Origin of the sequence: Kitasatospora sp. SolWspMP-SS2h, from assembly GCF_003259315.1 — a bacterium.
In the GTDB taxonomy this organism is placed as follows: Bacteria; Actinomycetota; Actinomycetes; order Streptomycetales; family Streptomycetaceae; genus Kitasatospora; species Kitasatospora fiedleri.
The window spans coordinates 173,418-196,836 of the sequence record NZ_QLLT01000003.1; the positions used below are offsets into that span (position 1 = coordinate 173,418).

Here is a 23,419-nt window from a genome sequence, read left to right on the forward strand (position 1 = left end):
AGCCGCAGGAGACCACGCCGTGCACCAGTCCCGGGAGCCGCGCCCCGACCAGGGCCTGCCGACCACGCCGACCGGGTCCGGGCTGATCGGCGCCCAGCGCCCCGCCCCGTCCGCGCCCTTCCTGCCGTCCGTGCCGTTCGCGGCGCCGGACGGCCTGGTCGCGGGCCACGACTTCGCGGGTCACGACTTCGCGGGCCACGACCCGGTGGACGACGACCCGGTGGTCGACGGGGCGCTCGGGCGGCTGGCCGGCACCGTGGAGGAGCTGCGCCGGCAGCTGGACGACGCGCAGGCGCACGCCGCGGGGCGGTCGGTGGTGGAGATGGCGGTCGGCATCCTGGTGGAGCGGCTGCGCTGCGGTCCCACCGAGGCCGCCCGGCAGCTGGACCTGCTGGCGGGGCAGGCCGGCTCGACCCCGCTGGAGCTGGCGGCGGGCCTGGTCAACCAGGCCGCCGCGGACAAGATCTCCGAGGCCGCCCAGGACTTCGTGGCGCGGGCGGCGAACCCGGCGTCCCAGCGGGTCGGCGTGCGGCTGCGCAACACCGAGGCGGACGCGCTGAGCGCGACCGACGCGGCGGCGGCGGCCCGCGCGATGCTGGAGCACGCGCTGCGGCCGCTGGGCGCGGTCGCGGTGGCGATCTGGGCGGCCCGGCCGGACCTGTCGCTGGCGCTGGCGGGCAGCGCGGGCTTCGCCGACGCGGAGGCCCGGCGGTGGCGCCACGTGCCGCCGGGGGTGGTCACCGCGGCCCGCCGGGCGCTGGACGAGCGGGCACCGGTGACGTACCGCACCCTGGCGGACGCGTCGGTGCCCTCGATCGGCCAGCACGAGGCCAGCGGCGGCCGGGTCGCCGTGCCGGCGGGGGTCGGCGGCCGGTTGATCGGCGTGCTGGAGGTGTGCTGGCGCGACGAGCTGCCGAGGTGGTCGCAGTCGCTGCACCGGCAGTTCGAGGCGCTGGCCGAGCTGTGCGCGGCCACCCTGGAGACCTGGACCGGGGACGCGCCGGACGACGCCCCGGGGGCCGGGCGGCTGGAGGAGCTGAGCCGGCTGGTCGACGGCGTCCTCGACCCGTGCATGATCCTGGAGCCCGCCGACGACGCCTTCCCGCCGCGGTTCGTGATCCGCTACGCCAATCCGGCGTTCGTGGACTTCGCGGGCCGCCCGACCGGGGCGATCGTGGGCTCCCCGCTGCTGGAGGCGTACCCGCTGGCCGCGCAGGAGGGCAACCTGCTGGAGGCGGTGGAGGACGTGCACGCCACCGGGGCGCCGTTCAAGGACCCCCGGATGCAGCTGGCCGCCCTGGTCGACGGGGTGCCGCTGACCGCCGACGCGTACGTGTCGATCAGCCGGCACGGCAGCCACGTCACCGTGCTGTGGCGGCTGACCGACAGCACCCCGAAGATCGCGCGGCTGCTGCACCACGCGCAGCGGCTGGGCCGGATCGGCGGCTTCGAGGAGGACCTGACCACCCGCGAGGTGGTCTGGAACGAGACGCTGTTCGAGCTGTACGGCCTGCCGGCCACCGACCGGCCGATCCCGCTGGAGCGGCTGGTCGACCACGCCCACCCGGACGACCGGCACGCGGTGGGCCGCTTCCTGCGCACCCTGCTGCACCACCGGCGCCCGGCGTCCACGGCCTTCCGCCTCCAGCGGGCGGACGGGGTGACCCGGCACATCCGGGTGGTGGCCGAGCCGGTGCCCGACCGGTTGGAGCAGGTCAGCGCGGTCCGCGGCGCCTACCAGGACGTCTCCGCGCAGCACTGGACCGAGGTCGCGCTGGCCGCCACCCGCGACCAGCTGGCGCAGAGCGAGCAGCAGGTCGCCGAGCGGCACCGGCTGGTGCTCCAGCTCCAGCACGCGATCATGCCGCCCAGCGTCAGGTCGCGGACGCTGAACAACCTCGACGTGGCGGTGCGCTACCGCCCGGCCGAGAAGGACCACCTGGTCGGCGGCGACTGGTACGACGCGCTGCCGCTGCCCTCCGGGCAGGTGCTGGTGTGCGTCGGCGACGTCGCCGGGCACGGCATCGAGGCGGCCACCGGGATGGTCGCGCTGCGCAACGCGCTGCGCGGCCTGGCCGCGACCGGGGCCGGTCCGGCCCAGCTGCTGGCCTGGCTGAACAGCGTGACGCACCACCTGACCGACAATGTCACGGCCACCGCGGTCTGCGGCCTGTACGACCCGGAGCGGCGCCTGCTGCGCTGGGCCCGGGCCGGCCACCTGCCGCCGGTCCTGCTGCGCGGCGGGGCGGCGGAGTGCCTGCCGCAGGTGGACGGCATCCTGCTGGGCGTGATCGACCAGGCCGACTACCAGGAGAGCGAGATCGCGCTGGCGCCGGGCGACCGGATCGTGATGTACACCGACGGTCTGATCGAGCGCCGCGACCAGGGCCTGCACGCCTCGCTCGCCAACCTGGTCAGCCTCTCCGAGGCGGCCCCCCGCGAGGGCGCGACCGCCCTGGACGCCCACCTGGACCACCTGCTGCGCTTCAGCGGCGCCGACACCGACGACGACACCTGCCTGGTGGGCATCGAGGTGCGGTAGGCCCGGTCCGGCCGGCGCCGCCGGGCGGGTCAGGCGCGCAGCCGCAGGGTGCCCAGGTGCTCGGGGCGGATCAGCCGGGTGCGCGGGGCGAGGGCGCGGACCTGGGTGAGCAGGCCGTCCAGGTCCATCGACGGGTCCTGGACGGCCGGGTCGGTCAGCGGCGTCTCGAAGACGTCCCAGTGCACGGGGACGACGGTGCGCGGGAAGTCGAGCGCCCGGAGCAGCCGGGGCACGTACCGGTGGGTGGTGCGGGCGGTGCTCTCCACGGCGATCATCGCGACGTCGGGGCGCAGGCCGGCGTAGGTGTGCTCGACGAAGTCGCTGGCGCCGGTCAGCAGGGTCTGCGGGCCGTCGCCCAGTTGGACCTGGAAGGCCAGGGTGTCGCCCTCCACGAGTTCGCCGATCGTCGTGGGGGCCTGCGCGGGCGGCGCGGTCAGGGTGCCCGGCGCCCAGTAGCGGTGCTTGGCGTTGCGGCTGTGCAGGGCGGCCACCACCCGGACGGTGAACCCGCCGAAGTCGAGCACCTCGCCGCCCTTGACCACGATCAGCTGGGCCGGGTCCACGCCCATCGCCTGGAGCAGGTGGCAGGTGGTGGCGGTGCCGACCACCCGCACGCCCCGGCTGGTGGCGATGTGCGGGACGTCGTTGACGTGGTCCCAGTGGCTGTGGCTGACCAGCACCAGGTCCGGTGTCCCGAGGTGCGGGTCGACCGCGGCGGGGTCGACGGTGAGCGGGGTCTTCGGGTCGAAGCCGTGGGTGGGGTAGCGGGTGAGGTACGGGTCGAACAGCACGGTCCTCCCGTTGCCCTCGATCCGCCAGCCGCTGTTGCCCAGCCAGGTGAACGCCGTCTCGCCGCCGCCCGGCTGCTGCGGCTCGCCCGCGGCGGCGGCCGCGGGAGCGGCTCCGGCCACCGGCAGCAGGGCGGCTCCCGCGACCGCCGTCCGGAGGAGTCCGCGTCGTCCCAAGGTGTTGTCACTCATGCCCGGGAAGGACGGTCGGTCGTGCGCGGCCGGTTCCGCCGGGCGGGCGGTCCCCCGGGTCCGGGGGCCCGGCGTCCCCTGTCGTCCCCGGTCCGGCGGCGCGGCTACTGGTCGAGGATGCCCACCGCGTGGGCGATGACGAGCAGCGAGGTGATCAGCGCGGAGACGCTCTCGACCGCCATCAGGGCCTTGGCCCGGGTGGAGAGCGGCATGGTGTCGGTGGGGCTGAAGGCGGTGGAGTTGGTCACCGAGACGTACAGGTAGTCCATCAGGGTGGGCACCCAGTCACTGGTGCGGGAGGAGCCGTCGGCGACCTCCTCGACGGCGTCGTCGTTCTCGTCCTGGGAGAACCGGAAGTCGGCGAGCGGCAGTTCGGAGCGGTCGGCCTGGGTGCGCATCACCGGGCCGCCGCGGTCGAGCTCCCAGAACGCCAGGCCGAAGACGATGATGCCGGTGGCCCAGACCTGGAGCGCGGCGAGCAGCAGCGGGCCGCCCTCCTGGGCCTGGCTGGTCACCATCGCCCGGACCAGCAGGCCGAGGGAGACCAGGTTGCTGATGCCGATCAGGGCGACCAGGGCCAGCGACAGGATGCGGGAGAAGCGGTTCTGCCGGGTCATCCGGCGCGGGTTGACCGCGATCAGCGGGATCAGCAGCAGCACCTCCAGCGCGGGCAGCACGAACCGGGGGACGACCAGGAGTTGTTCGGGCAGCGCCAGGTAGAGCAGGACGGCCGTCAGGGTGGCCAGTACGGCGGGTAGCCGGGCCTCGCCCCGGCGTTCGTGGCGCGGGAAGCGGCGGAGGGCTTTCGCGCGGTGGTCGTTGACGTGCCGTTCCGCACTGTCCATGGACGGGCCTTCCGGTCGGGTGGGATATCCCCTCGCATGCCCGGTCGGCCGCCGCCCACGCCGGGACGGCATGGGCGGCGGCCCGCCGGGCAGCCGCTTCCCGGGGCGCGACACGACCCCGCGGGCGCCCGGGTGCGGAACGCGGGGCCCGGCGCGGGGCGAGAATCGGCCCCGGGCCCGCGCCCCGGTTCGGGCGCGACGATCGAAAGGACCCCAGTGAGCGACGCCTCGACCCCCGGCGGTGGGCCCGGCCGTGACGAGAGCCCGCAGGAGCGGGCCGACCGGCAGTGGGACGAGATGCTCCAGGAGGTGCGGGTCGCCCAGACCGGCGCCCAGATCCTGTTCGGCTTCCTGCTGAGCGTCGCCTTCACGCCGCGGTTCGCCACGCTGGGCGACTTCGACCGGAACCTCTACACGGCCACCGTCATCCTGGGGGCCTGCGCGACCGCCTCGCTGATCGCCCCGGTCGCCTTCCACCGGCTGCTGGCCGGGCACGACCTGAAGCCGGTGCTGATCCGCACCGGCTCCCGGCTGCTCGGGCTGGGGCTGACCCTGCTCGCGCTGACCATCGGCTGCGCCCTGTTGCTGCTGCTGCGCACCGCGACCGGCAACGCCGTGCTCGCCGCGGTGGTCTCCGCCGCCGGGCTCGCCTACTTCGCGTTGACCTGGCTGGTGCTGCCCTCCCTGCTGCTGCGCCACGAGGAGCGCCGCGCCGGGGGGCGCCGCGCCGGGCGGTGAGCGCCGGGCGGTGAGCGCCCCGCTTCCCGGAGGCGGCCGTCTGCAGGTGGGGCGGTCGTTTGCGGGTGGGGCGGTCGGGCAGCCGCGCGGGAGGCCCGGCGGTCCGGCGGCGGGCCGGGAGGAGAGGAGGCCGGGTGTGAACGCGGCAGTGGTGGTGTACAAGCCGGTCGGCATGCTGGTGGGGGCGCTGGGCGGGGTGCTGGCCGGGGCGGTGTTCAAACGGCTGTGGCAGCGGATCGCCCACGAGGAGGACACCCCGAACGCGACCGACGAGGACCGGGGCTGGCGACAGGTGCTGACCGCCGCCGCGCTCCAGGGCGCGCTGTTCGCGCTGGTGAAGGCGGTCCTGGACCGGTCGGGGGCGGTCGCCTGGCGGCGGGTGACGGGCACCTGGCCCGCGGGCCGGAGCTGAGGGCGGCGTCGGGCCCGGGCCGCCGGGCCCGGTGCGCGGGTTCACCCGATCGGCCCGGTGTGACGGCCCCGGTCGGGGGTAGCCGCCGGGTGTCCCAGTCGGAGACGGACAGTCGGAGACGGAGAGGAACAGCCATGACCACGCAGGACGGCAAGGACCGGGCCGCGCAGGACGCACCGGAGGAGAGCGTGCGCGAGCGGTCGGCCGAGGAGCGCGAGATCACCGCGCCGACTCCCGCCGACGTGCGGGCGAAGGCCGAGGACGGCCGGACGGACGAGCCCGAGCCGCCGGCCGCGGACAGCCAGGCGCCCTGAGCGCCCGCGACCGTCCCGGTCCCCGCCCCCGGAGGGGCGGGGACCGGGACGGTCGTTTTCCGGCCGGACCCGCGCGGGCGGCGGGTCGGGGACGGCCGGTCGGGGCGTGAGCGTCGGGACGCGACCGTCAGGACGTGACCGTCGGCGGGGTGAGCAGGGCGGAGAGCAGTTCGGCGATGGTGGGCCCGGCGTCGGCGGGGTGGCGCAGCTGGCCGTCGATGACGCGGTAGTGGTTGGTGCGTCCGCGGCGCTCGTGGGTGAGGTACCCGGCCTCTTCCAGGTCGGCGATGATGCGCTGCACTGCGCGCTCGGTGAGCAGGCAGCGGGCGGCTATGTCGCGCACCCGGATGCCGGGGTCGCGGTAGATCTGGATCAGCACCCTGGCGTGATTGGTCAGGAAGGTCCACTGGCGGCTGGATTCGGCGGTTCGCTCCACCGTCCCAGGATAGGTAGTGGATTTCACGACTCGCGATGCATGACATAATTTTCGTGCATTCATTGACGCATGTTGAGTGTGCGGGGACAGTGGGACGTGCCGGTCTCCCGCACCGGTGCCTGGAGGCGATGTGATGGTGGAGGCTCTGACCCGAGCGCGGCTTGAGCACTTCGCCGCGGTCCTGACCGCCGGCGCCGGCACCGACCGGGACCTGCCGCCGCAGCTGCGGTACGCGATCGCCGGGGTGCGGGCCTACCTGGCGGCCGCCGAGGACGGCGCGCCGGTCACCGACCAGCTGCGCGGCAACGCCGTCGCGCTGTGGGAGATCCTGGGGGCCGCGGTGGCGAAGGGGCCGACCGGGTCCGAGTCGCTGCCCGCTCCCCGCTCCGGGCCGGGCGCCCGGTCCGCCGCCGCGCTTCCGGCCGGCGCCGGGGTCGGTGCCGCGCTTCCGGCCGGTGCCGTGAGGTGACCGGGCGCACCGGTCGGACGGCCGTGCTGCACGCCCCCGATCTGCGGATCGAGACCCGGCACACCGGCGGCACCGTCCGGTGCGCCCTGGTCGGCGCCCTGCACCAGGACAACCAGCACGCCTTCGCGCTGGCCCTGCACCGCGGTCTGCGGGCCCGTCCGGCCCGGCTCTGCGTCGACCTGCGGGCGGTCGAGCTGTTCACCTCGTCCGCCCTGGACACCCTGCTGCGGGCCCGGCAGGCGGCGGGCGTGCTCGGGGTGGCGCTGGCGCTGGGCTCCCCGGCGCCCTGCGTGCGCCGGGTGCTGGAGATCACCCGCTGCGCGCCGTACCTGCCGGTCGAGGAGGCGGGGGTGCGGACGGTCGTCCGGCCCCGGCCGCACGCGCTGCGGAGCGGGCCGCCGGGAACGCCGCGGGCCGACCGGGGTCCGGTCGGCCCGCGTGGCGTCGTCGCGGTCAGGCGGCGACGGGGATGACCCGGGTGGCGGCGGGCTCGCGGCGCACCAGCAGGGCGCGTCGCTCGTCCTCGGTCAGGCCGCCCCAGACTCCGTAGGGCTCGTGGGTGGCGAGGGCGTACCGGCGGCACTCCAGGCGGACCGGGCAGCCGCCGCACACCCGCTTCGCGGCCTGCTCGCGCTCCCGGGCCTCGGCGCGGCCCTCGTTCGCGGGTCGGAAGAAGACCTCGCTGCCGACGGTGCGGCAGGAGCCTTCGAGCTGCCAGTCCCAGTGGTGCGTCTGCGCGCCGGGGAGGCGAGAGGCCTTGGTCACGACATTGCCTTCCGAACGGTGGAATCGAACAACCACCGTCTAACCGGGCGGCCGCCGGTCATGCACGTTCCGTCCGGTTTCACTGTCCGGAATCGGTGCGGGCGGACTCGGGGCCGTCCTCGGCGCGCTCGTCCGGGGCGGGGGCGCCCTCCCCGGTCATCCGGGCCTCCGGGGTCTCCAGCGGCCGGTGCGCGTCCGCCGCGGCACCCCGCAGGGCGGGCAGCACCCGGTCCCGGTAGGCGTCGAAGAAGGCGTCCTGGTCGGGGCCGATCTGTCCGACGTACACCTCGTCGAAGCCGGCCCGCTCGTAGGCGCGGACCGCCTCGACGTGCGCCTCGACGTCGTCGCCGCAGGTCACGGCGTCGGCGACCATCTCCCGGGTGACGAGTTCGCTGGCCTGCTCGAAGTGCGCCGGGGTGGGCAGGAGTTGGGCGAGCTCGCCGGGGAGCAGTTCGGTCGGCCAGCGGCGGTGCACCTCGTCGACCGCCTTCTCCCGGTCGGCGCTCCAGCAGACCTTGAGCCCCCCGACCACGGGCTTGCCCGCGCCGCCCGCGTCCCGGAAGACGGCGATCAGGTCGGCGTCGGGCGTCATGGTGACGAAGCCGTCGCCGATCCGGGCGGCCGTCGCGGCGGCCCGGGGGCCGAACCCGGAAACCAGGATCGGCAGCCGGCCGGGGGGCGCGGTGTAGAGCCGGGCGTTGTCGACGGTGTAGTTCGGGCCGCGGTGGCTGACCTGGCGGCCGGTGAACAGCTCGCGCATCACCTCGACCGCCTCCTCCAGCATCTCGGCGCGCTCCTCGTAGGAGGGCCAGCGGTCGCCCAGGACGTGCTCGTTGAGCGCCTCGCCGGTGCCCACGCCGAGGGTGAACCGGCCCTCCAGCAGGACGCTGGAGGTGGCCGCCGCCTGGGCGGTGACCGCCGGGTGCAGGCGGACGGTGGGGCAGGTCACCAGGGTGGTGACGGGCAGGTCGACGGTCTGCGAGAGCGCGCCGATCATCGACCAGACGAAGGCGCTGTTGCCCTGCGCCTCGTTCCACGGGTGGAAGTGGTCGGAGATCGCGAGCCGGGTGAACCCGGCGGCCTGCGCCCGCTCGGCCTGGTGGATCAGTTCCCGCGGGGTGAACTCCTCGCAGGACAGGAAGAACCCGTACTCGGTCATCACGACTCCTCGCTCTCGGTGCCCGTGTCGTCGGGGGTCACCCCCGCCGGACCGTCTGCCCGTTTTCCCCGGTCCGACCGCCCCGGCCGGCGCCGTCGCCGGGCCGCCGGCTCCGGATGTCAGCTCCGGGCGCCGTCGGCGCCGTCGGGCCACTTGCGGGTGTCGCGCGGCGGCACGTACGGCTCCGCGTCGGGCGGGAGGCCGCCCTCGACGGCCCGTTCGCGGGAGAGTTCGGCGTCGAACTCCAGGCCGAGCAGGATCGCCAGGTTGGACAGCCACAGCCACACCAGGAAGACGATCACCCCGGCCAGGGTGCCGTAGGTCCGGTTGTAGGAGGCGAAGTTGGCGACGTACGCGGCGAACCCGCCGGAGAGCAGCAGCCAGAGCAGCACGGCCAGCAGGCTGCCCGGGGAGACCCAGCGCCAGCCCCGGCCGCGCACGTTGGGGGCCCCCCAGTACAGCAGCGCGATCATGACGGAGACCAGCAGGACCAGGACCGGCCACTTGGCGATCGACCAGACCGTCACGGCGGTGGGGCCGACCCCGAGGAGGTCCCCGGCGCGCCGGGCCACCGGGCCGGTGAAGACCACGATCACGGCGCTGGCCAGCAGCAGCACCATCATCAGCAGGGTCAGGCCGACCCGCAGCGGGGTGAGCTTCCACACCGGCCGGCCCTCGCGGATGTCGTAGACCGCGTTGGACGCCCGGATGAACGCGGCGACGTAGCCGGAGGCCGACCAGAGCGCGCCCAGCAGGCCGACCGCGGCCAGCACCCCGCTGGTGCCGCGCCCGTCCTGCAACTGCTCGACCGTGGAGCGCAGCACGTCCCGGGCCTGCCCGGGGGCGAGCTGCTGGAGGTTGTCGAGCACCCGGTCGGTCGCCGAGTGGCCGAGCAGGCCGAGCACCGAGACCAGCACCAGCAGCGCCGGGAAGACCGCCAGCACCCCGTAGTAGGTCAGGGCGGCGGCCCGGTCCGGCAGTTCGTCGTCCAGGAACTCCTTCGTGGTGCGGCGCAGCACCGCGGCCCAGCCGCGGGCCGGCACCTGCGTCGGCCCCTCCGGCGCGCGGTGGGCGCCGCGGCCCTCCTCACCGTGCTGTCCGTGCTGTCCGTACTCGCCGTGCTCGGCGTGCTGTCCGTGCTGTCCGTGCTCGCCGTGTTCGCCGTGTTCGCCGTGTTCGCCGTGTTCGCCGTGTTCGCCGTTCGGCATGGTCGTCCTCTCCGTGCGGTGCGTGTCTGCGGCCTGCTCGCCGGCCGGTCCTCCGATCGGTCGCGGGTGCGTCATCCGGCGCGGACCGCCTCGATGACGAAGCCGCTGCGCGGGCGGGCGATCATCCGGCCGAGCCGGATGGAGAGGTCCTGGGCGGGCAGCACGTACTCCAGCCGGGCCAGCCGCACCGAGAGGTCCTCCAGCAGTTCGACCACCACCGCCTCGCCGGGGCAGCGGTGCCCGCGCGCCGGGTCCCCGCCGCCCTGCGGGACGGACTGGCCGACGTCCGCGGGGTGGTCCAGGAACCGCTCGGGGCGGAAGGCGTACGGGTCGCCCCACAGGGCCGGGTCGTGGTTCTGCCCGTACAGGTCGAGCAGCACCAGGGTGCCCTCGGCGATCGGTTCGCCCCGGTGGGTCAGGTCGGCGGCGGCCAGGCCGCCGACGAACGGGGCGAACGGGTAGAACCGGCGGACCTCCTGGGCGAACGCCCAGGCCCGGGCCGGGGCCCCGTCGGCGAGCGCCGCGCGGTTCTCCGGCCGCAGGTGCATGGCGTGGGCGGCGAACGCGACGAACCAGCAGACCGCGACGGTCGGGCGGACCAGGTTGAGCACCTCGACGGCCGCCACCCGCGGCGCCAGCGGTTCGCCGTCCGCGTCCCGGTGCAGCGCCACCCGCTCCAGCGGGCAGCCGGCCGGGACGCGGGCGGTGCCGTTGCGCACGTCCGTGACGATCCCGGCGATCCAGGCCTCCCGGCGGCGGCGGGCCAGCCGGGCCCGCCAGTGCCGCGGGCCGGGGGTGGCGAAGCCGTCGACCATCGCGACCAGGTCGGCGGCGAACGCGTCGGCGCCGTCCTCGGGCAGCGGCAGGCCGGCCCACCGGCGGACGCCCTCGGTGAGGACCCGGGCGACCTCGTCCAGCAGCACCACCCGGGGCCGCTCGGCCCACTCCCCCACGGCGGTGTCCCAGGCCGCGCCGACCTCGTCGACCAGCGCGCGGACCTGCGCGGGGTCGGCCAGCAGCGAGAGGAACAGCGCCTTGCGCAGCCGGTGCACCTGGCCGTCCAGGGAGTGCACGGCGCCGTGCCCGAAGAGCGTGCTCCGGACCGGCTCGGGCAGCGCGCCCGCGCGCCGGACGTGCCGTTCGTCGTAGAAGAAGCGGACGGCCTCCGGTCCGTGCAGGACGACCGCGGGCCGCCCGGCCAGCCGGGCCCGGACCACCGGCCCGGGGTGGCGGCGGCGCAGGTCGGGGAGCCACGCGTAGCCGCGGGTCAGCAGTGAGAGGGAACTGTCCCACCAGGGGGCGCGTCGTCGGTCCATGGCCGTCGGCTGCCCCTGCCGGGAGATCGGAAACCGGCCGGGCCCCGGACGGACCACCCCCCGGAGCGCCCGGGCCGGGGCCCGGTCCGGGCACCCGGCCAGGGCGGTCGGTCCGGGTGTTCAGTCCGCGCGGTCGGCGAGCAGGTAGTCCGTGGTGCCGGTGAGGCGCAGCAGGCGCTCCAGGTGGGCGGGCCGGTGGTCGAGCAGCAGGCGGCGGCCGGCGGCGTCGACGTCCCGGCGGATCTGGAGCAGCGCGGACAGCCCCATGGAGTCGCACAGCGACATGCCGCCGCAGTCCAGCCGGACCACGTCGACCCGGGGGCGGGCGGCCAGGTGGCGGGCGACCGCCCGGACGAGTTCCCCGCAGCTCTCGTGGTCGAGTTCGCCGTCCACCGGGACGGTGGCCGTGCGGGTCGCGCCCGCGGCGGGCCGGGGCGGGGGGACGGGGTGGGCGTTCACGCGGGGGTCCCCGGGGTCGGCAGCGGGCACGGGTCGGCGGGCGCGGACGGCAGCGGGCACGGGTCGGCGGGCACGGACGGCAGCGGGCGCGGGTCGGCGGGCACGGGCGGCCGGGCGGCCGTCAGCGCGGCCGTCAGGGCGGCGACGCTGCGCGGCAGGTCGCGCAGCTGCTCGCGCAGGACGCCGAGCGCGAAGGCGAGCAGGGTGTCCGGGACGGCGCGGGCCAGCAGGATCTCCCTGGTCCAGCCGGTGAAGGCGGTGAAGAGCTCCGGGTCGCCGGTGTAGAGGGCGACGGACAGGTGCTCGACGATGTGGGACAGGTCCTCCAGGGTGTGGTCGCGCTGGAGCGGGGTGTAGGAGCGGACGGCGGGGTGCTCCCGTTCCAGGGCGGCCATCACGGCGCCGACCAGTTCGCGCCCGCTGCGGCCGACCAGGGTGTACTCCTGGTCGGCGAGGTGCGGGAGGGCGTCGACGGGCTGGTGCGGGGAGGCCGGCAGCGGCAGTCCGCGGGCCAGGCGCTCGGCGGCGGTCCGGGCGTCCGGGGCCCAGGCGTCGGCGCCCAGCAGCCGGGCGTGGCGGCCGTCGGGGCCGAACGCCGCGCCGCCCGCGATGACCGGCACCCCGGCGGCCTGGGCGGCCGTGATCGCGGCGTGCGCGGCGGGCAGCCGGGTGGACAGCGAGGCGGACAGCGCCAGCGCGTCGGGGGCGGTGCGGTGCAGGTGCGCGATCAGGTGCGGGGTGGGGCACTGGGCGCCCAGGTGGTCGACCCGCCAGCCGCGCAGCGTCAGCACCTCGGCCAGCAGCCGGGCGGGGAAGGCGTGCCACTCGCCGTCGACGCAGGCCACCGCGATCCGGCCGGGCCGCCGCGGTCCGGCGGCGGCGGCGAACGCCGGGTGGCCGGAGACCAGGGACACCACCCGGTCGTTGACGGCGGTGGCGGCGTGCTCCTGGATCACCGTGATCCGGTCGGCCGCCCACTCCCGCCCGATCCGGGCCTGGAGCGCGCCGATCACGTCGAGCAGCAGCGACTCCGGGTGCAGCCCCCGCTCCAGGGCCCCGGTCGTGAGCGCGGCGGCCCCGGCCTGGTCGCCGCCGATGACGACCTCCCACAGCTCCTCGACCAGTTCCTCGGGCCGGGGGGCCGCGGCGCGGGGACGGGCGGGGGCCGGAAACGGGCGCCGGCCGTGGGTGAGCGTGTCGCCCGGAATGTCGGTGCTCATGCGTCGTCCCCCCGGCGTGCGCCGACCACCGGCAGGTGGCCGGGCGGGGGCGCGGCGATGACCATGATCGCCATGTCGTCGTGCCGGCCCTCGCGGAGCCACTGGGCGATGAGCATCTGGACCCGTTCCACGATCGCTTCCGCGGGCATGCCCGCGCACTGTCCGAGCGCTTGGCGCAGCCGGTGGTCGCCGAACTGCTCCTGGCCGGTGGGCCCGCCCTTGGCCTCGGTGATCCCGTCGCTGTACAGGACGCACGCCTCGCCGGGGTCGAGCAGCACGGTGTCGGTGTGGGTGGTGGCCTCCGGCAGGACGCCGACGATGCTGCCCAGGGTAGTGGACTCGGTGACCCGGCCGTCGGCCCGGACCACCATCGGCGCGGGGTGCCCGGCGGCCGACAGCCGGACCCGGACCCGGTCCTGCTCGCGGCGGACCGAGGCCAGCACCAGGCTGACGAAGCGGGTGTGGTGGGAGGTGAGCAGCGCCCGGTTGAGCAGGTGCAGGACCCGCTGGTGGTCGTCGGCCAGCGGCAGCAGCGCGTGCAGCGTGTTGCGCACCTTGCCGGTCATGACGGCGGCCTCCAGGCCCTTGCCGCTGACGTCGCCGAGCAGGGCGAGCGTCTCGCCGTCGGGGTCGGCCGCGGGGTGGACGTCGTAGAAGTCGCCGCCGATCCGGTCCCGGTCGACCGAGGCCCGGTAGCCGCCGGCGAAGTCCACCCCGTTGAGGTGTTCGAGCCGCGGCGGGAGCAGTTCGCGCATCAGCAGGTCGGTGACGGCGGCCTGCTCGGAGTACATGACGGCGGCGGAGACGGCGGCCCCGGCCCGGGCGGCGAACATCCGGGCGAAGACCTCCTCGTCGACGGGGAACGGGCCGCCGCCCGCCGCCCGCAGCAGCACCAGCGCCCCCGCCGGGACGCCGTGCCCGGGCAGCGGGGTGACCAGCACCGAGCCGACCCGGCCGAAACCGGCGGGCACCAGCCACCGCGGCGTGGTGTCCGGGTCGATCCACCGCGAGGGCACCGGCGGGAACCCCTGGAGCGCCTCGGCCAGCCCGGGGACCTCGGCCGGGTCGGCCCGCACCTGGACGTGCGCCGGGTCGCCGCCGCGCAGGCAGGTCACGAAGCGCAGCGTCCGGCCGGAGCCGGGGGCGACCACCACGGCGGCGTCGGCGAGGTGCAGCGCGGCCTGGCGGACCGCCGCCTCCAGGATCCGGTCGACGTTCAGCGAGGACAGCAGCAGTCCGGACAGGCGGGTCAGCAGCTCCCAGTCGTGGGAGCCGCTTCCGGCGGCGGGCGGGAGCAGGGCCGGTCCGCCCTCCGGGACGACGAACCACCACACGGCGCTGCCGTCCGGGCGGGGCGAGGGGTGCGCCTCGACCGGTCCGGCTACCGGGTCGGTGTGCCGGACGGCCGCCGGGCGGGTGCCGTCGGCGGGCAGGTCCAGGTGGGCCCGGCGCAGCCAGGGCGGCACCACGCCGGCCGGGGCGCCGACCACCGGCGCGCCGGGCAGCGGGTCGCTGTCCGCCGGGCCGCTGTCCGCCGGGGCGGCCAGCAGGCGGCGGGCGCTGTCGCTGGCGTGCAGCAGCGCGCCGTCCGGGCCGAGCACCGCCACCGGGTACGGGGAGCCGGCCAGGAACTCCCAGCCGGTGGTCGCCGTGGGAGAAGTCGGAAATGCCATCGTCCGGGCCCTGACGGACCCTCACCTCGCATTCGGTTTCCGCCGGCCCAGGAGCCCGGTGGGGCGCGCTGCGGACGGCGGGTTTGGCGCGTCCTGCCGGGGTCCTGCACATGCGTCCGGCGGGCCGCACCCGAACCGCCATGCTACTGCGGCCCGGTGCGGGCGGAGCGGCCGTCACCCGCCGGGGCCGGGACCACTACCATGCCGGACATGACCGATCACACCCACGGTGCCGCCGGGGCGGACCCGACGGACGTCGAGACGGTGCGGGCGCGGGGCGAACTGGACTGGGAGGACGCCCAGGAGTTCGTCCGGCGGTTGACGACCGCGCTCGAACGCTCCCCCCGGCTGCTGGTGGTCGACCTCGCCGAGGTCACCTTCGCCGACTCCTCCGTGCTGCACGGCCTGCTGATCGCCCACGGCCGGATGGCGGACGCCGGCGGGCGGCTGGTGCTGGCCGGGCCGCTGCGGGAACCGGTCCGCCGGCTGCTCGACCTGGCCGCCGCCACCGGGTACCTGCACCTCGCGGCGGACGCCGAGACGGCGGTGCGGAGCGCGTCCGGGACGAGCGTCACCCGTTCGCCGCGCACTCCACCGGTGTGATCAACGCATCGTCCGGGCAGCCGGATCACTGAAGCACCGTTCCCGCCCCGTTCGATTCGAGGTCACCCGATGTCCCGTGCCGAGACCGACCCGACACGGCGGCGCCCCCCGACGATCCACCGCCCCCGCCCCGGCCCCCGCCTCCCGGTGCGCACCGCGGCCGAGGCCCGGGCCGCCGTCACCGAAGCGCTCGCCGGGTACTGCGCGGCCGGGGACCGCCTGCACGGCGACGCCTGTCTCGCCGTCACCGAGCTGGTCACCAACGCGATCCGGCACGCCGGCGGGGTGACCGGGTTCGCCGTCCGGACCGGCGGCGACGGGCGGACCCTGACGATCGACGTCGAGGACGCCGCCGACACCCGCCCGCACGGCGACGCCGCCAACCTCCAGGACCCCACCCGCCTGGGCGGCCGGGGCTGGCCCCTGGTCCAACTGATCTCCACCCGCTGGGAGATCCACCCGCTGCCCGGCGGCGGCAAGCTCATCCGCGTCACCCTGAGCGCCTGACGGACCGCGGGCCGGGGCCGGGGCCCGGCGGATTTCCCCCGAACGAGTGAACCGCCGAGCCGTCGAACCGCCGACCGGGCACCCCGCGCCCGGACAGGACGAAGCCGCCCGGCGCGGCGCGGCCGACGGGGCGGTGGCAGTGAACCAGGGGCGGTGACCGGTGGCGGTGACCGGTGGCGGCGTCAGGCCAGCAGCCGGGCCAGCCCGAGGTCGAGGTCGAGGTGGGCGGACTCGGTGCCGGGGGGCACCTCGGCGAAGGTGTCGACGAGGAAGGCCGCGACCGTGTCGGCGGGGATGCTGATCAGCGCCCGTTCGCCCCGGGCGCCCAGCGTGATCAGCACCCGGCCGTCCACGCCGGGGGCGATCCGGACGTCGCCCTCGCCGCTGGGGGCGCGGCGGCCCTCGGCGAGCAGTTCGCGGCCGAACCACCAGACGACGTCCTCGTCGCCGGGGTGCTGCGGCGGGAAGGCCAGCCCGACGCCGTAGGGCAGCGCGGGGTCGAAGCGCAGCTGGCCGGTGACCGGGACGTGGGGGTAGGGGCTCTCCGGGAGGGTGACGGAGATCGGCCTGGACACGGCGGCGGACATGCGGGTCCCCATTCCTGTTCGTGCTGGCGTACCGGTGGCGTGCCTGCGGGAGCGACCCGGTCCCGGGAGGGGCCGGGCGGCCGGGCGACGCCAGCCCGGGTACCCCCGGCGGGACGGGCCACGCGAACGATGCGAAAACGTTACCGCCGCCCCGGCGGGTTTCCGTTCCGCCGGGCCGGGCAGCCGGAGGGGCGGCCGGTGTCCGCCGGCCGCCCCCGACGTGGAGAGGACCCGACGATGGACATCGCCACCGGCAGCCCGCTGGACGGGCCCGACCGCGACACGGCCGGGGAGGCGCTCCAGGGCGCCCTGGTCGACCTCGTGGACCTGTCCCTGGTCGGCAAACAGGCGCACTGGAACCTGTACGGCCCCCGCTTCCGCTCGGTCCACCTCCACCTCGACGAGGTGGTGGCGACCGCCCGCGACTTCGCCGACCAGGTGGCGGAGCGGGCGGCGGCGATCGGCGTCAGCCCGGACGGGCGGGCCGCGACCGTCGCGGCCGGCGGCCTGCCCGGGGTGCCCTCCGGCTGGCAGGCCGACACCGAGGTGGTGGAGCAGCTGGTGGGGGCGCTCTCCGGGGTGGTCGCCCGGATGCGCGAGCGGATCGCCAAGACCGGCGAGGCCGACCCCGTCACCCAGGACCTGCTGATCACGGTGACCGCGGCGCTGGAGAAGCACGCCTGGATGTTCCGGGCCGAACACGTGCACCGGCCCTGACCTCCGGCGCGGCCCGCTCCGACCCCGTCCGGGGGCCGCGGGAAAAACTTTCCGGCTCTCCCCTGCATACTTCACACTGGCCGGGACATACGGCACGCGGTGACCCGGCCGACCCCGGCCGGGCTCGCCGCGTGCCGTCGTACGGCGGACGGGGCCCCCGATCAGCGGGGGCCTTGATGAGCGAGGAGAACGCCTGATGGCGGTGGAGCATGCGTCCGAACGGCTCGTCGAGCTGCTGACCCGGGACGATGCGGTGCAGGGACAGTGGGTGTCGGCCGTGGCCGCGTCACTGGGCAGCCGGATCAGCCGGGCCGAGTTGGAGCGCGAGCTGACCGACCTCCACCAGGCCCTGGTCCAGGCCCTGGGCAAGGGCGGCCTGGACTGGCAGGACGAGTCGTACTCGGAGGTGCGCGCCCTGCTGGTGGAGCTCTCCCGCAGCCGGGCCCGGTACGGTTTCACGCCCACCGAGACGGCCGTCAGCGTCTTCGCCGGGAAGGACGTGCTGGAGCCCACCACGGCCAGCACCGCCGAGGACATCACGGCCTACCTCCAGCTGGCCCGGCTGCTCGACGCGCTCGGCCTGTTCACCATCGAGACGTACGCCCGCACCCGGGAGGAGATCATCAGCGCGCAGGCCGAGCAGCTGCTCGAACTGTCCACGCCGGTGGTCAAGCTGTGGGAGAACGTGGTCGCGGTGCCGCTGGTCGGCACCCTGGACTCGGCCCGCACCCAGGTGGTGATGGAGAAACTGCTGCAGAGCCTGGTGGACTCCGGGTCCGAGCACGCGATCATCGACATCACCGGCGTGCCCGCGGTGGACACCGAGGTCGCCCAGCACCTGCTGAAGACCGTGGTCGCCGCCCGGCTGATGGGCGCCGAGTGCACCATCTCCGGCATCCGCCCGCAGATCGCCCAGACCCTGGTCGCGCTCGGCGTGCAGTTCGGCGACATCGTCACCAAGGCCACCCTGCAGGACGCGCTGCGCCACGTCCTGCAGCTCAGCGGCGGCCAGGTCCCGTCGGGCGGCACCCGGTGAGCGAGCGCGTCCCCGTCCTGAAGATCGGCCAGGTCCTGCTGGTCTCCATCCAGGTCGACCTGGAGGACCAGATCGTCCTGGACCTCCAGGACGACCTGGCCGAGCGGATCGTCGCCACCGGCGCGAACGGCGTGGTCATCGACATCACCGCGCTGGAGATCGTCGACTCCTTCGTCGGCCGGATGCTCGCCAACACCGCCGCCATCTCGCGCATGCTGGACGCCGAGACGGTGGTGGTCGGCATGCGCCCGGCGGTGGCGATCACCCTGGTCGAGCTGGGGCTCTCGCTGGGCGGGGTGCGCACCGCGCTCACCCTGGAGAAGGGCCTGGCCCTGCTGGAACGCGACCGTACCGCGCGTACGGCCCGCCCGTGACCGGCCCCGGGGCGGTGGAGGACGAGCAGGCCGTGCCGATCGGGTCCAACGACGACGTGGTCCGGGCCCGGCAGACCGTCCGGACGTACGCCCAGCAGTGCGGCCTGTCGCTGGTCGACCAGACCAAGCTGGTCACCGCCGCCAGCGAGCTGGCCCGCAACACCCTGGTCTACGGCGGCGGCGGCTCGATGCGCTGCGCCGTCGTGCGCAACGGCACCCGGACGGGCGTGCACGCCGTGTTCGAGGACAGCGGCCCCGGCATCCCCGACCTGGACCTCGCGCTCACCGACGGCTGGACCTCCGGCAACGGCATGGGCCTGGGCCTGAGCGGGGCGCGCCGGCTGGTCGACGAGTTCGAGCTGCACAGCGAGCCGGGTGCCGGGACGAGGGTCGCGGTGACCAAGTGGGCCCGGTGACGCCCGCCCTGGCCGTGTGCGAGGACACCGTGTGGTTCCGGCACTCGGACTCGCTGCCCGCCGCCGCCCGCGGCGCGGCCCGGCAGCTCGCCCACCGGATCGGGCTGCTGCCCGAGCGGGTCGGCGAGGTGGCGCTCGCCGTCAGCGAGGCCGCCACCAACCTGCGCCGGCACGCCGTGGACGGGGCGATGGTGCTGCGCGTGGTGCGCACCGACACCGAGGCGGCGCTGGAGTTCCTCACCATCGACAGCGGGCCGGGGATGGCGGACGTGCCCGCGGCGCTGGCCGACGGCTACTCCTCCGGTCCGACCCTGGGCATCGGCCTGGGCGCGATCTCCCGGCTCGCCGACGCCTTCGACCTGCACTCGCTGCCCGGCCGCGGGACGGTGATGACCGCCCGGTTCTGGAACCGCACCCCGGCGGGGCGGGCCGCCGCCGCGACCGAGCCGGTCGCCGCCGGGCTGACCCGGCCGATGAGCGGGCAGGAGCTGTGCGGGGACGCCTGGGCGGTGCGCGCGGTCGGCGCGGGCCCGTCGGCGGCCCCGGCCGTCCCGGCGGCGGCCGAGCCGCCGGGGGCCGGCTCCGCCGCGGCGGCCCGGCTGGACTGGTCGGTGCTGACCAACCGGGCGCCGCGCGCCCACAGCGCCGCCGCCCCGGAGCGGGCCGGCGCCACCGGCGCGTTCCTGCTGATGTTCTGCGACGGCCTGGGCCACGGCGCGCTGGCCGCCCGGGCCGCCTCGGACGCCGTCGCGGCCTTCCACCGCGGTTCCGCGCACCGGCCCGAGCAGGTGCTGGCCGACCTGCACCGGGTGCTGCGCGGCGGGCGCGGCGGGGCGGTCGCGGTCGCCCTGGTCGAGCCCGCCGAGGCCCGGGTGACGCTCTGCGGGGCGGGCAACGTCAGCGCCTTCGTGGTGGACACCGCCACCGGGAACCGCCGTTCGCTGCCCTCCGCCCCCGGCATCGTCGGGCACCAGCTGCCCGCGCCGCACCCCGTCCGGCAGGGCCTGCCGCCCGGCAGCGCGGTGGTGCTGCACTCGGACGGCCTGACCGACCGCTGGAGGGCCGCCGACGTCCCCGGGATCTTCTCCCACCTGCCCGTCACCGCCGCGGCCCTGCTGCTGCGCGAGGCGGGGGTGCGCCGGGACGACGCGGGCGTGGTGGTCGCGAAGGGCGCCTGGTGAGCGCGCGCCCCGGCCCCTCCGCCGAGCACGCGGCGGAGGTTCCGCCCGTCCACCTGGAGAGCACGCCCTTGGGTACCGTGCAGGACACCTTCGCGCTGCGCCGCAGCGCCCGCGCCGTCGCCGACCTGCTCGGCGCGGACGGCCAGGACGCCGTCCGGCTGGCCACCGCGCTGAGCGAACTCGGCCGCGGCCTGTTCGGCGCCGACCGGCTGGCCGCCGCGTTCGACCTCCGGCCGGGGCCGCCGGCCGTGCTGCGGGTCACCCTGACCTGGCAGGGCGGGCACCGGCTGCCCGAGGAGGCGCTGGAGGCGTCCGGCCGGCTGCTGCCCACCCACCAGGAGCGCACCGGGGACGGCGGCCTGGTCCGGGTCGAGCAGCGGCTCGGTCCCCTCCCCGGCACCGTCCCGGAGCTGGCCGGCCGGATCCGCGACCTGCTCGCCGCGCACACCGGCCCCAGCGCCCTGGAGGACTCCCGGGCGCAGACCCGCGACCTGATCGCCGCGCTGGAGCACACCCGGGCCCAGCGCGAGGAACTGCGCCGTCTGAACAGCGAGTTGGAGGAGACCAACCGGGGCGTCCTGGCGCTGTACTCGGAGCTGTCCGAGGAGCTGGAGGAGACCAACCGGGGCGTGGTCGCGCTGTACGCCGAACTCGACGAGAAGTCGCAGCAGCTGCGCGAGGCGAGCGAGGCCAAGAGCCGGTTCTGGGCGAACGTCAGCCACGAGCTGCGCACGCCCGTCAACGCGGTGGTGGGCCTGGCCGAGCTGCTGCGCGCGGACGCCGACGCCCCGGCCGAGGAGCGGGCCCACCAGCTGTCGCTGATCGCCGACTCCGGCCGCACCCTGCTCGCCCTGGTGGACGAGCTGCTGGACGTCGCGAAGGCGGAGTCCGGCACCCTCGACCCGCAGTGGGCGCCGCTGGACCTGCGCGCCGTCCTGGCCCACCTGGACGGCACCCTGCGCGGCCTGGCCCGCCCCGGCGTCGCGCTGCGGATCGGCCCGGCGCCCGCCGGGCCGGAGGCGCTGCTGGGCGACGAGACGATGCTGGTGCGGATCCTGCGCAACCTGCTGTCCAACGCGCTGAAGTTCACCGAGCGCGGGTCGGTGGAGCTGGCCACCCGGGTCGAGGACGGCCCGGACGGCGGCCCGGTCCTGGTGCTGACCGTCACCGACACCGGCATCGGCATCCCGGCCGACCAGCAGGAGCGGGTCTTCGAGGAGTTCTACCAGGTCCGGGGCCCGCACCAGCGCGGCCGCCGGGGCACCGGCCTGGGCCTGCCGTACGCCCGGCGGCTGACCGAGATCCTCGGCGGCACGCTGCGCCTGGACAGCGAGCCGGGCCGGGGCACCGCGATCACCGTCCGGCTGCCCGCGCACCCCGCGCCGCCGGCCGACACCCGGTGGGCGGTGCTGGTCGCGGTCGACGACGACGCGGTGTTCCGGGGCGTGCTGCGCCCGCTGCTGGACGAGATCGCCGACCGGGTGGTGGAGGCGCACGACGGCGCCGCCGCGCTCGCCGCCGTCCGCGACGCCCGGCCGGACGGGATCGTCCTCGACCTGCACCTGGGCGAGGTCGACGGCTACCAGGTGCTCGCCGACCTGCGGGCCGACCCGGAGCTGCGGCAGGTCCCGGTGGTCATCCTCACCTCCGCCTCGCTCACCGCCGCCGACCGGGCCCGGCTGGCGCACGCCCGCGCCGTGCTGCCCAAGTCCGGCCTGAGCGCCGCGCGGATCGCCGCCGCCCTGTCCGCCCCCCGCGCCGCCGCGCCGCGGCGACCGCTGCCGCCCGAGGACGGATCGTGACCAGCACCAGCCCCGACGCCGGACCCGCCACCGTCCTGGTGCTCGACGACAACGACACCACCCGGTACATCGTCGGGAGCTGGCTGCGCCGCTCCGGGCACACCGTCGTCGAGGCGGTCGACGGCACCCAGGCCCTCGCCCTGCTGGAGCGCACCCCCACCGCCGAGCTGCCCGAGATCGCCGTGGTGGACATCAGCCTGCCCGACATGACCGGCTTCGAGGTGTGCGAGCGGATCAAGCGGGTGCCGCGCACCTCGGCGCTGCCGGTCGTGCACATCTCCGCCACCGCGATCGAGGCCAGCGACCGCACCCAGGGGCTGCACCGCGGCGCCGACGCCTACCTGACCGAGCCGATCGACTCGGCCGAGCTCCAGGCCACCGTCACCGCCGTGCTGCGCTACACCCGGGCCCGCCGGCGCGCCGAGCGGCTGGCCGCCCGGGTCGCCGCCCTGCACCGCAGCACCCTCGCCCTGTACGGCGCCGCCGACCCGGACGCCCTGGTCACCTCGGCCGTGCTCGGCGCGGTCCGGCTGGGCGCCGCCCGGGCCACCGCGATCGCCCTCGGGCCGGACCGCGACACCCTGCACCTGGCCCACCACGACCCGGCGCTGCCCGAGGACGGCCCGGTGCGGCTGCTGGCGGCCCCGCCCGTCCTGCTCGACGTGCTCGCCCACCACACCCTGGGCGACGCCACCGGCACCGACACCGCCCTGCTGGACGCCGCGGAGTGGGGCGCCGTGCTGGCCGACCACGGCCTGGACGGCGCGGGCCTCCCGGCCGGGCCGGTCGCCCTGGTGGTGGCCCGCACCAAACCCGGTCGTCCGCTGCTCGCCGTGGTCGCCGACCGGGACGCGGTCGCCGACCGGGACGAGCGCGGCCTGCTCCCCCAGCTCACCCAGGCCGCCGCGCTCGCCCTGGAGGCCCAGCGCAGCCAGGCCGAGGAGCACGCCCTGGCGCTGACCCTGCAGCGCAGCTTCCTGCCCAGCCGGCTGCCCGCCGTCCCGGGCGTCGAGCTCGCCGTCCGGTACGAGCCCGCCTCGGCCCGCAGCGAGATCGGCGGCGACTTCTACGAGGCCATCGACACCCCCGACGGCCTGCTGCTGGCGATCGGCGACGTGGCCGGCCACTCGCTGGAGGCCGCCATGGCGATGGGCGAGCTGCGCCACGCGCTGCGCGCCTACGCCATCGAGGGCCACGACCCGCGGACCCTGCTGCACCGGCTGGACGCGCTGATGACCAGGCTGCGTCCCGGCCTGACCGCGACGGTGTGCCTGGTGCTGATCGCGCCCGACCGCCGGCGCATCGAGGTCGCCAACGCGGGCCACCTGCCGCCGCTGCTGCGGCTGCCGGACGGCTCGACCCGCTACCTGACCGAGCACGGCATCCTGCTCGGCCTGAACGTCCCGCAGCCGCCGACCGTCGAGTACGCGGTCGAGCCCGGCAGCACCCTGCTGCTGGTCACCGACGGCCTGATCGAAGTGCCCGGCGAGCACCTCCAGGCCGGCCTGGACGCCCTGCGGGACGCCTTCGCCGGCGCGCCGCCGGAGCTGGACCGGGCGGGCGACCTGCTGCTGTCCTCGTTCGCCCGGGCCCAGACCGACGACGTGGCCCTGCTCGTCGCCCGGCTCGACTGACCGCGTCCCGGCCGCCGCCGGGCCGC

The 23,419-nt window shown here is 76.2% G+C and carries 26 protein-coding genes; 15 read left to right on the plus strand and 11 right to left on the minus strand.

Translation table 11 applies throughout. The features are described 5' to 3' along the window. Nucleotides 1–19: 19 nt before the first annotated feature. Nucleotides 20–2,542: a SpoIIE family protein phosphatase gene (locus tag K353_RS04885; protein ID WP_233533379.1), complete on the plus strand. Its 2,523-nt coding sequence runs from the start codon at nucleotides 20–22 to the stop codon at nucleotides 2,540–2,542. Nucleotides 2,543–2,571: 29 nt separating this feature from the next. On the opposite strand, the gene K353_RS04890 is transcribed toward K353_RS04885, so the two are convergent. Continuing rightward, a complete protein-coding gene (locus tag K353_RS04890; RefSeq protein WP_111552317.1) occupies nucleotides 2,572–3,522 on the minus strand; it encodes an MBL fold metallo-hydrolase in 951 nt (316 codons plus the stop codon). Nucleotides 3,523–3,626: 104 nt separating this feature from the next. Beyond that, complete coding sequence (locus K353_RS04895; RefSeq protein WP_111552318.1) at nucleotides 3,627–4,367, minus strand: hypothetical protein; 741 nt, start codon at nucleotides 4,365–4,367, stop codon at nucleotides 3,627–3,629. Nucleotides 4,368–4,583: 216 nt separating this feature from the next. Between K353_RS04895 and K353_RS04900 the strand changes: the two genes are divergently transcribed. The 3 genes from K353_RS04900 to K353_RS04910 all read left to right on the plus strand — a co-directional run bounded on the left by K353_RS04900 (nucleotide 4,584) and on the right by K353_RS04910 (nucleotide 5,831). Then, nucleotides 4,584–5,105 (plus strand): DUF6328 family protein, encoded by a 522-nt coding sequence (locus K353_RS04900; RefSeq protein WP_111552319.1) that lies wholly within the window; start codon nucleotides 4,584–4,586, stop codon nucleotides 5,103–5,105. A 136-nt stretch (nucleotides 5,106–5,241) separates the two neighbouring features. Further along, nucleotides 5,242–5,517, plus strand: coding sequence for a DUF4235 domain-containing protein (locus K353_RS04905; RefSeq protein ID WP_111552320.1), 276 nt, complete (start codon nucleotides 5,242–5,244; stop codon nucleotides 5,515–5,517). Nucleotides 5,518–5,651: 134 nt separating this feature from the next. Further along, nucleotides 5,652–5,831: a hypothetical protein gene (locus tag K353_RS04910; RefSeq protein ID WP_111552321.1), complete on the plus strand. Its 180-nt coding sequence runs from the start codon at nucleotides 5,652–5,654 to the stop codon at nucleotides 5,829–5,831. A 127-nt stretch (nucleotides 5,832–5,958) separates the two neighbouring features. Here the strand turns inward: K353_RS04910 and K353_RS04915 are convergent, their stop codons facing one another. Continuing rightward, nucleotides 5,959–6,267 carry a helix-turn-helix domain-containing protein gene (locus tag K353_RS04915; protein ID WP_111552322.1) on the minus strand — a complete coding sequence of 103 codons (309 nt, stop codon included), beginning with the start codon at nucleotides 6,265–6,267 and terminating at the stop codon, nucleotides 5,959–5,961. A gap of 133 nt (nucleotides 6,268–6,400) precedes the next feature. Here K353_RS04915 and K353_RS04920 point away from each other — a divergent pair, with 133 nt between their 5' ends. After that, a complete protein-coding gene (locus tag K353_RS04920) occupies nucleotides 6,401–6,736 on the plus strand; it encodes a hypothetical protein (RefSeq protein WP_111552323.1) in 336 nt (111 codons plus the stop codon). After that, complete coding sequence (locus K353_RS04925; protein WP_111552324.1) at nucleotides 6,733–7,209, plus strand: STAS domain-containing protein; 477 nt, start codon at nucleotides 6,733–6,735, stop codon at nucleotides 7,207–7,209. Before K353_RS04920 ends, K353_RS04925 begins: the two co-directional genes overlap by 4 nt. On the opposite strand, the gene K353_RS04930 is transcribed toward K353_RS04925, so the two are convergent. The 7 genes from K353_RS04930 to K353_RS04960 all read right to left on the minus strand — a co-directional run bounded on the left by K353_RS04930 (nucleotide 7,190) and on the right by K353_RS04960 (nucleotide 14,536). Next, the gene (locus K353_RS04930; RefSeq protein WP_111552325.1) at nucleotides 7,190–7,501 is read right to left on the minus strand and encodes a WhiB family transcriptional regulator; all 312 of its coding nucleotides are present in this window, start codon (nucleotides 7,499–7,501) and stop codon (nucleotides 7,190–7,192) included. The two genes, K353_RS04925 and K353_RS04930, sit on opposite strands and share 20 nt — an antisense overlap. 79 nt (nucleotides 7,502–7,580) lie before the next feature. After that, nucleotides 7,581–8,660, minus strand: a complete 1,080-nt coding sequence (locus K353_RS04935) for a TIGR03557 family F420-dependent LLM class oxidoreductase (protein ID WP_111552326.1) — start codon at nucleotides 8,658–8,660, stop codon at nucleotides 7,581–7,583. Nucleotides 8,661–8,779: 119 nt separating this feature from the next. Beyond that, nucleotides 8,780–9,868: a YihY/virulence factor BrkB family protein gene (locus tag K353_RS04940; RefSeq protein WP_146616396.1), complete on the minus strand. Its 1,089-nt coding sequence runs from the start codon at nucleotides 9,866–9,868 to the stop codon at nucleotides 8,780–8,782. 71 nt (nucleotides 9,869–9,939) lie between these two features. After that, nucleotides 9,940–11,184, minus strand: coding sequence for a cytochrome P450 (locus K353_RS04945; protein ID WP_111552327.1), 1,245 nt, complete (start codon nucleotides 11,182–11,184; stop codon nucleotides 9,940–9,942). A gap of 120 nt (nucleotides 11,185–11,304) precedes the next feature. Further along, nucleotides 11,305–11,643 (minus strand): STAS domain-containing protein, encoded by a 339-nt coding sequence (locus K353_RS04950; RefSeq protein ID WP_111552328.1) that lies wholly within the window; start codon nucleotides 11,641–11,643, stop codon nucleotides 11,305–11,307. Beyond that, complete coding sequence (locus tag K353_RS04955) at nucleotides 11,640–12,863, minus strand: cobalamin B12-binding domain-containing protein (protein ID WP_111552329.1); 1,224 nt, start codon at nucleotides 12,861–12,863, stop codon at nucleotides 11,640–11,642. The genes K353_RS04950 and K353_RS04955 overlap by 4 nt, the downstream gene beginning before the upstream one ends. Further along, entirely contained in the window at nucleotides 12,860–14,536 is a 1,677-nt protein-coding gene (locus tag K353_RS04960; RefSeq protein WP_111552330.1) for a PP2C family protein-serine/threonine phosphatase, read from the minus strand. The genes K353_RS04955 and K353_RS04960 overlap by 4 nt, the downstream gene beginning before the upstream one ends. A gap of 210 nt (nucleotides 14,537–14,746) precedes the next feature. Here K353_RS04960 and K353_RS04965 point away from each other — a divergent pair, with 210 nt between their 5' ends. Further along, on the plus strand, nucleotides 14,747–15,139 hold the full coding sequence (locus K353_RS04965; RefSeq protein ID WP_111552502.1) for an STAS domain-containing protein: 393 nt from the start codon (nucleotides 14,747–14,749) through the stop codon (nucleotides 15,137–15,139). A gap of 69 nt (nucleotides 15,140–15,208) precedes the next feature. Continuing rightward, nucleotides 15,209–15,646, plus strand: coding sequence for an ATP-binding protein (locus tag K353_RS04970; protein WP_111552331.1), 438 nt, complete (start codon nucleotides 15,209–15,211; stop codon nucleotides 15,644–15,646). A gap of 182 nt (nucleotides 15,647–15,828) precedes the next feature. On the opposite strand, the gene K353_RS04975 is transcribed toward K353_RS04970, so the two are convergent. Further along, nucleotides 15,829–16,233 (minus strand): SsgA family sporulation/cell division regulator, encoded by a 405-nt coding sequence (locus K353_RS04975; RefSeq protein WP_158585339.1) that lies wholly within the window; start codon nucleotides 16,231–16,233, stop codon nucleotides 15,829–15,831. Nucleotides 16,234–16,470: 237 nt separating this feature from the next. On the opposite strand from K353_RS04975, the gene K353_RS04980 reads away from it, so the two are divergent. The 7 genes from K353_RS04980 (at nucleotide 16,471) to K353_RS05010 (ending at nucleotide 23,393) form a co-directional block, all read left to right on the plus strand. Beyond that, complete coding sequence (locus K353_RS04980) at nucleotides 16,471–16,950, plus strand: DNA starvation/stationary phase protection protein (protein ID WP_111552333.1); 480 nt, start codon at nucleotides 16,471–16,473, stop codon at nucleotides 16,948–16,950. A gap of 196 nt (nucleotides 16,951–17,146) precedes the next feature. Further along, nucleotides 17,147–17,986, plus strand: coding sequence for an STAS domain-containing protein (locus tag K353_RS04985; RefSeq protein WP_111552334.1), 840 nt, complete (start codon nucleotides 17,147–17,149; stop codon nucleotides 17,984–17,986). After that, nucleotides 17,983–18,360: an STAS domain-containing protein gene (locus K353_RS04990; protein WP_100834768.1), complete on the plus strand. Its 378-nt coding sequence runs from the start codon at nucleotides 17,983–17,985 to the stop codon at nucleotides 18,358–18,360. The genes K353_RS04985 and K353_RS04990 overlap by 4 nt, the downstream gene beginning before the upstream one ends. After that, the gene (locus tag K353_RS04995; RefSeq protein ID WP_111552335.1) at nucleotides 18,357–18,776 is read left to right on the plus strand and encodes an anti-sigma regulatory factor; all 420 of its coding nucleotides are present in this window, start codon (nucleotides 18,357–18,359) and stop codon (nucleotides 18,774–18,776) included. Before K353_RS04990 ends, K353_RS04995 begins: the two co-directional genes overlap by 4 nt. Beyond that, on the plus strand, nucleotides 18,764–19,957 hold the full coding sequence (locus K353_RS05000; protein WP_111552336.1) for an ATP-binding SpoIIE family protein phosphatase: 1,194 nt from the start codon (nucleotides 18,764–18,766) through the stop codon (nucleotides 19,955–19,957). The genes K353_RS04995 and K353_RS05000 overlap by 13 nt, the downstream gene beginning before the upstream one ends. Beyond that, nucleotides 19,954–21,759: an ATP-binding protein gene (locus K353_RS05005; protein ID WP_111552337.1), complete on the plus strand. Its 1,806-nt coding sequence runs from the start codon at nucleotides 19,954–19,956 to the stop codon at nucleotides 21,757–21,759. The genes K353_RS05000 and K353_RS05005 overlap by 4 nt, the downstream gene beginning before the upstream one ends. Beyond that, the gene (locus K353_RS05010; protein WP_111552338.1) at nucleotides 21,756–23,393 is read left to right on the plus strand and encodes a fused response regulator/phosphatase; all 1,638 of its coding nucleotides are present in this window, start codon (nucleotides 21,756–21,758) and stop codon (nucleotides 23,391–23,393) included. The genes K353_RS05005 and K353_RS05010 overlap by 4 nt, the downstream gene beginning before the upstream one ends. The last annotated feature ends 26 nt before the right edge of the window (nucleotides 23,394–23,419 follow it).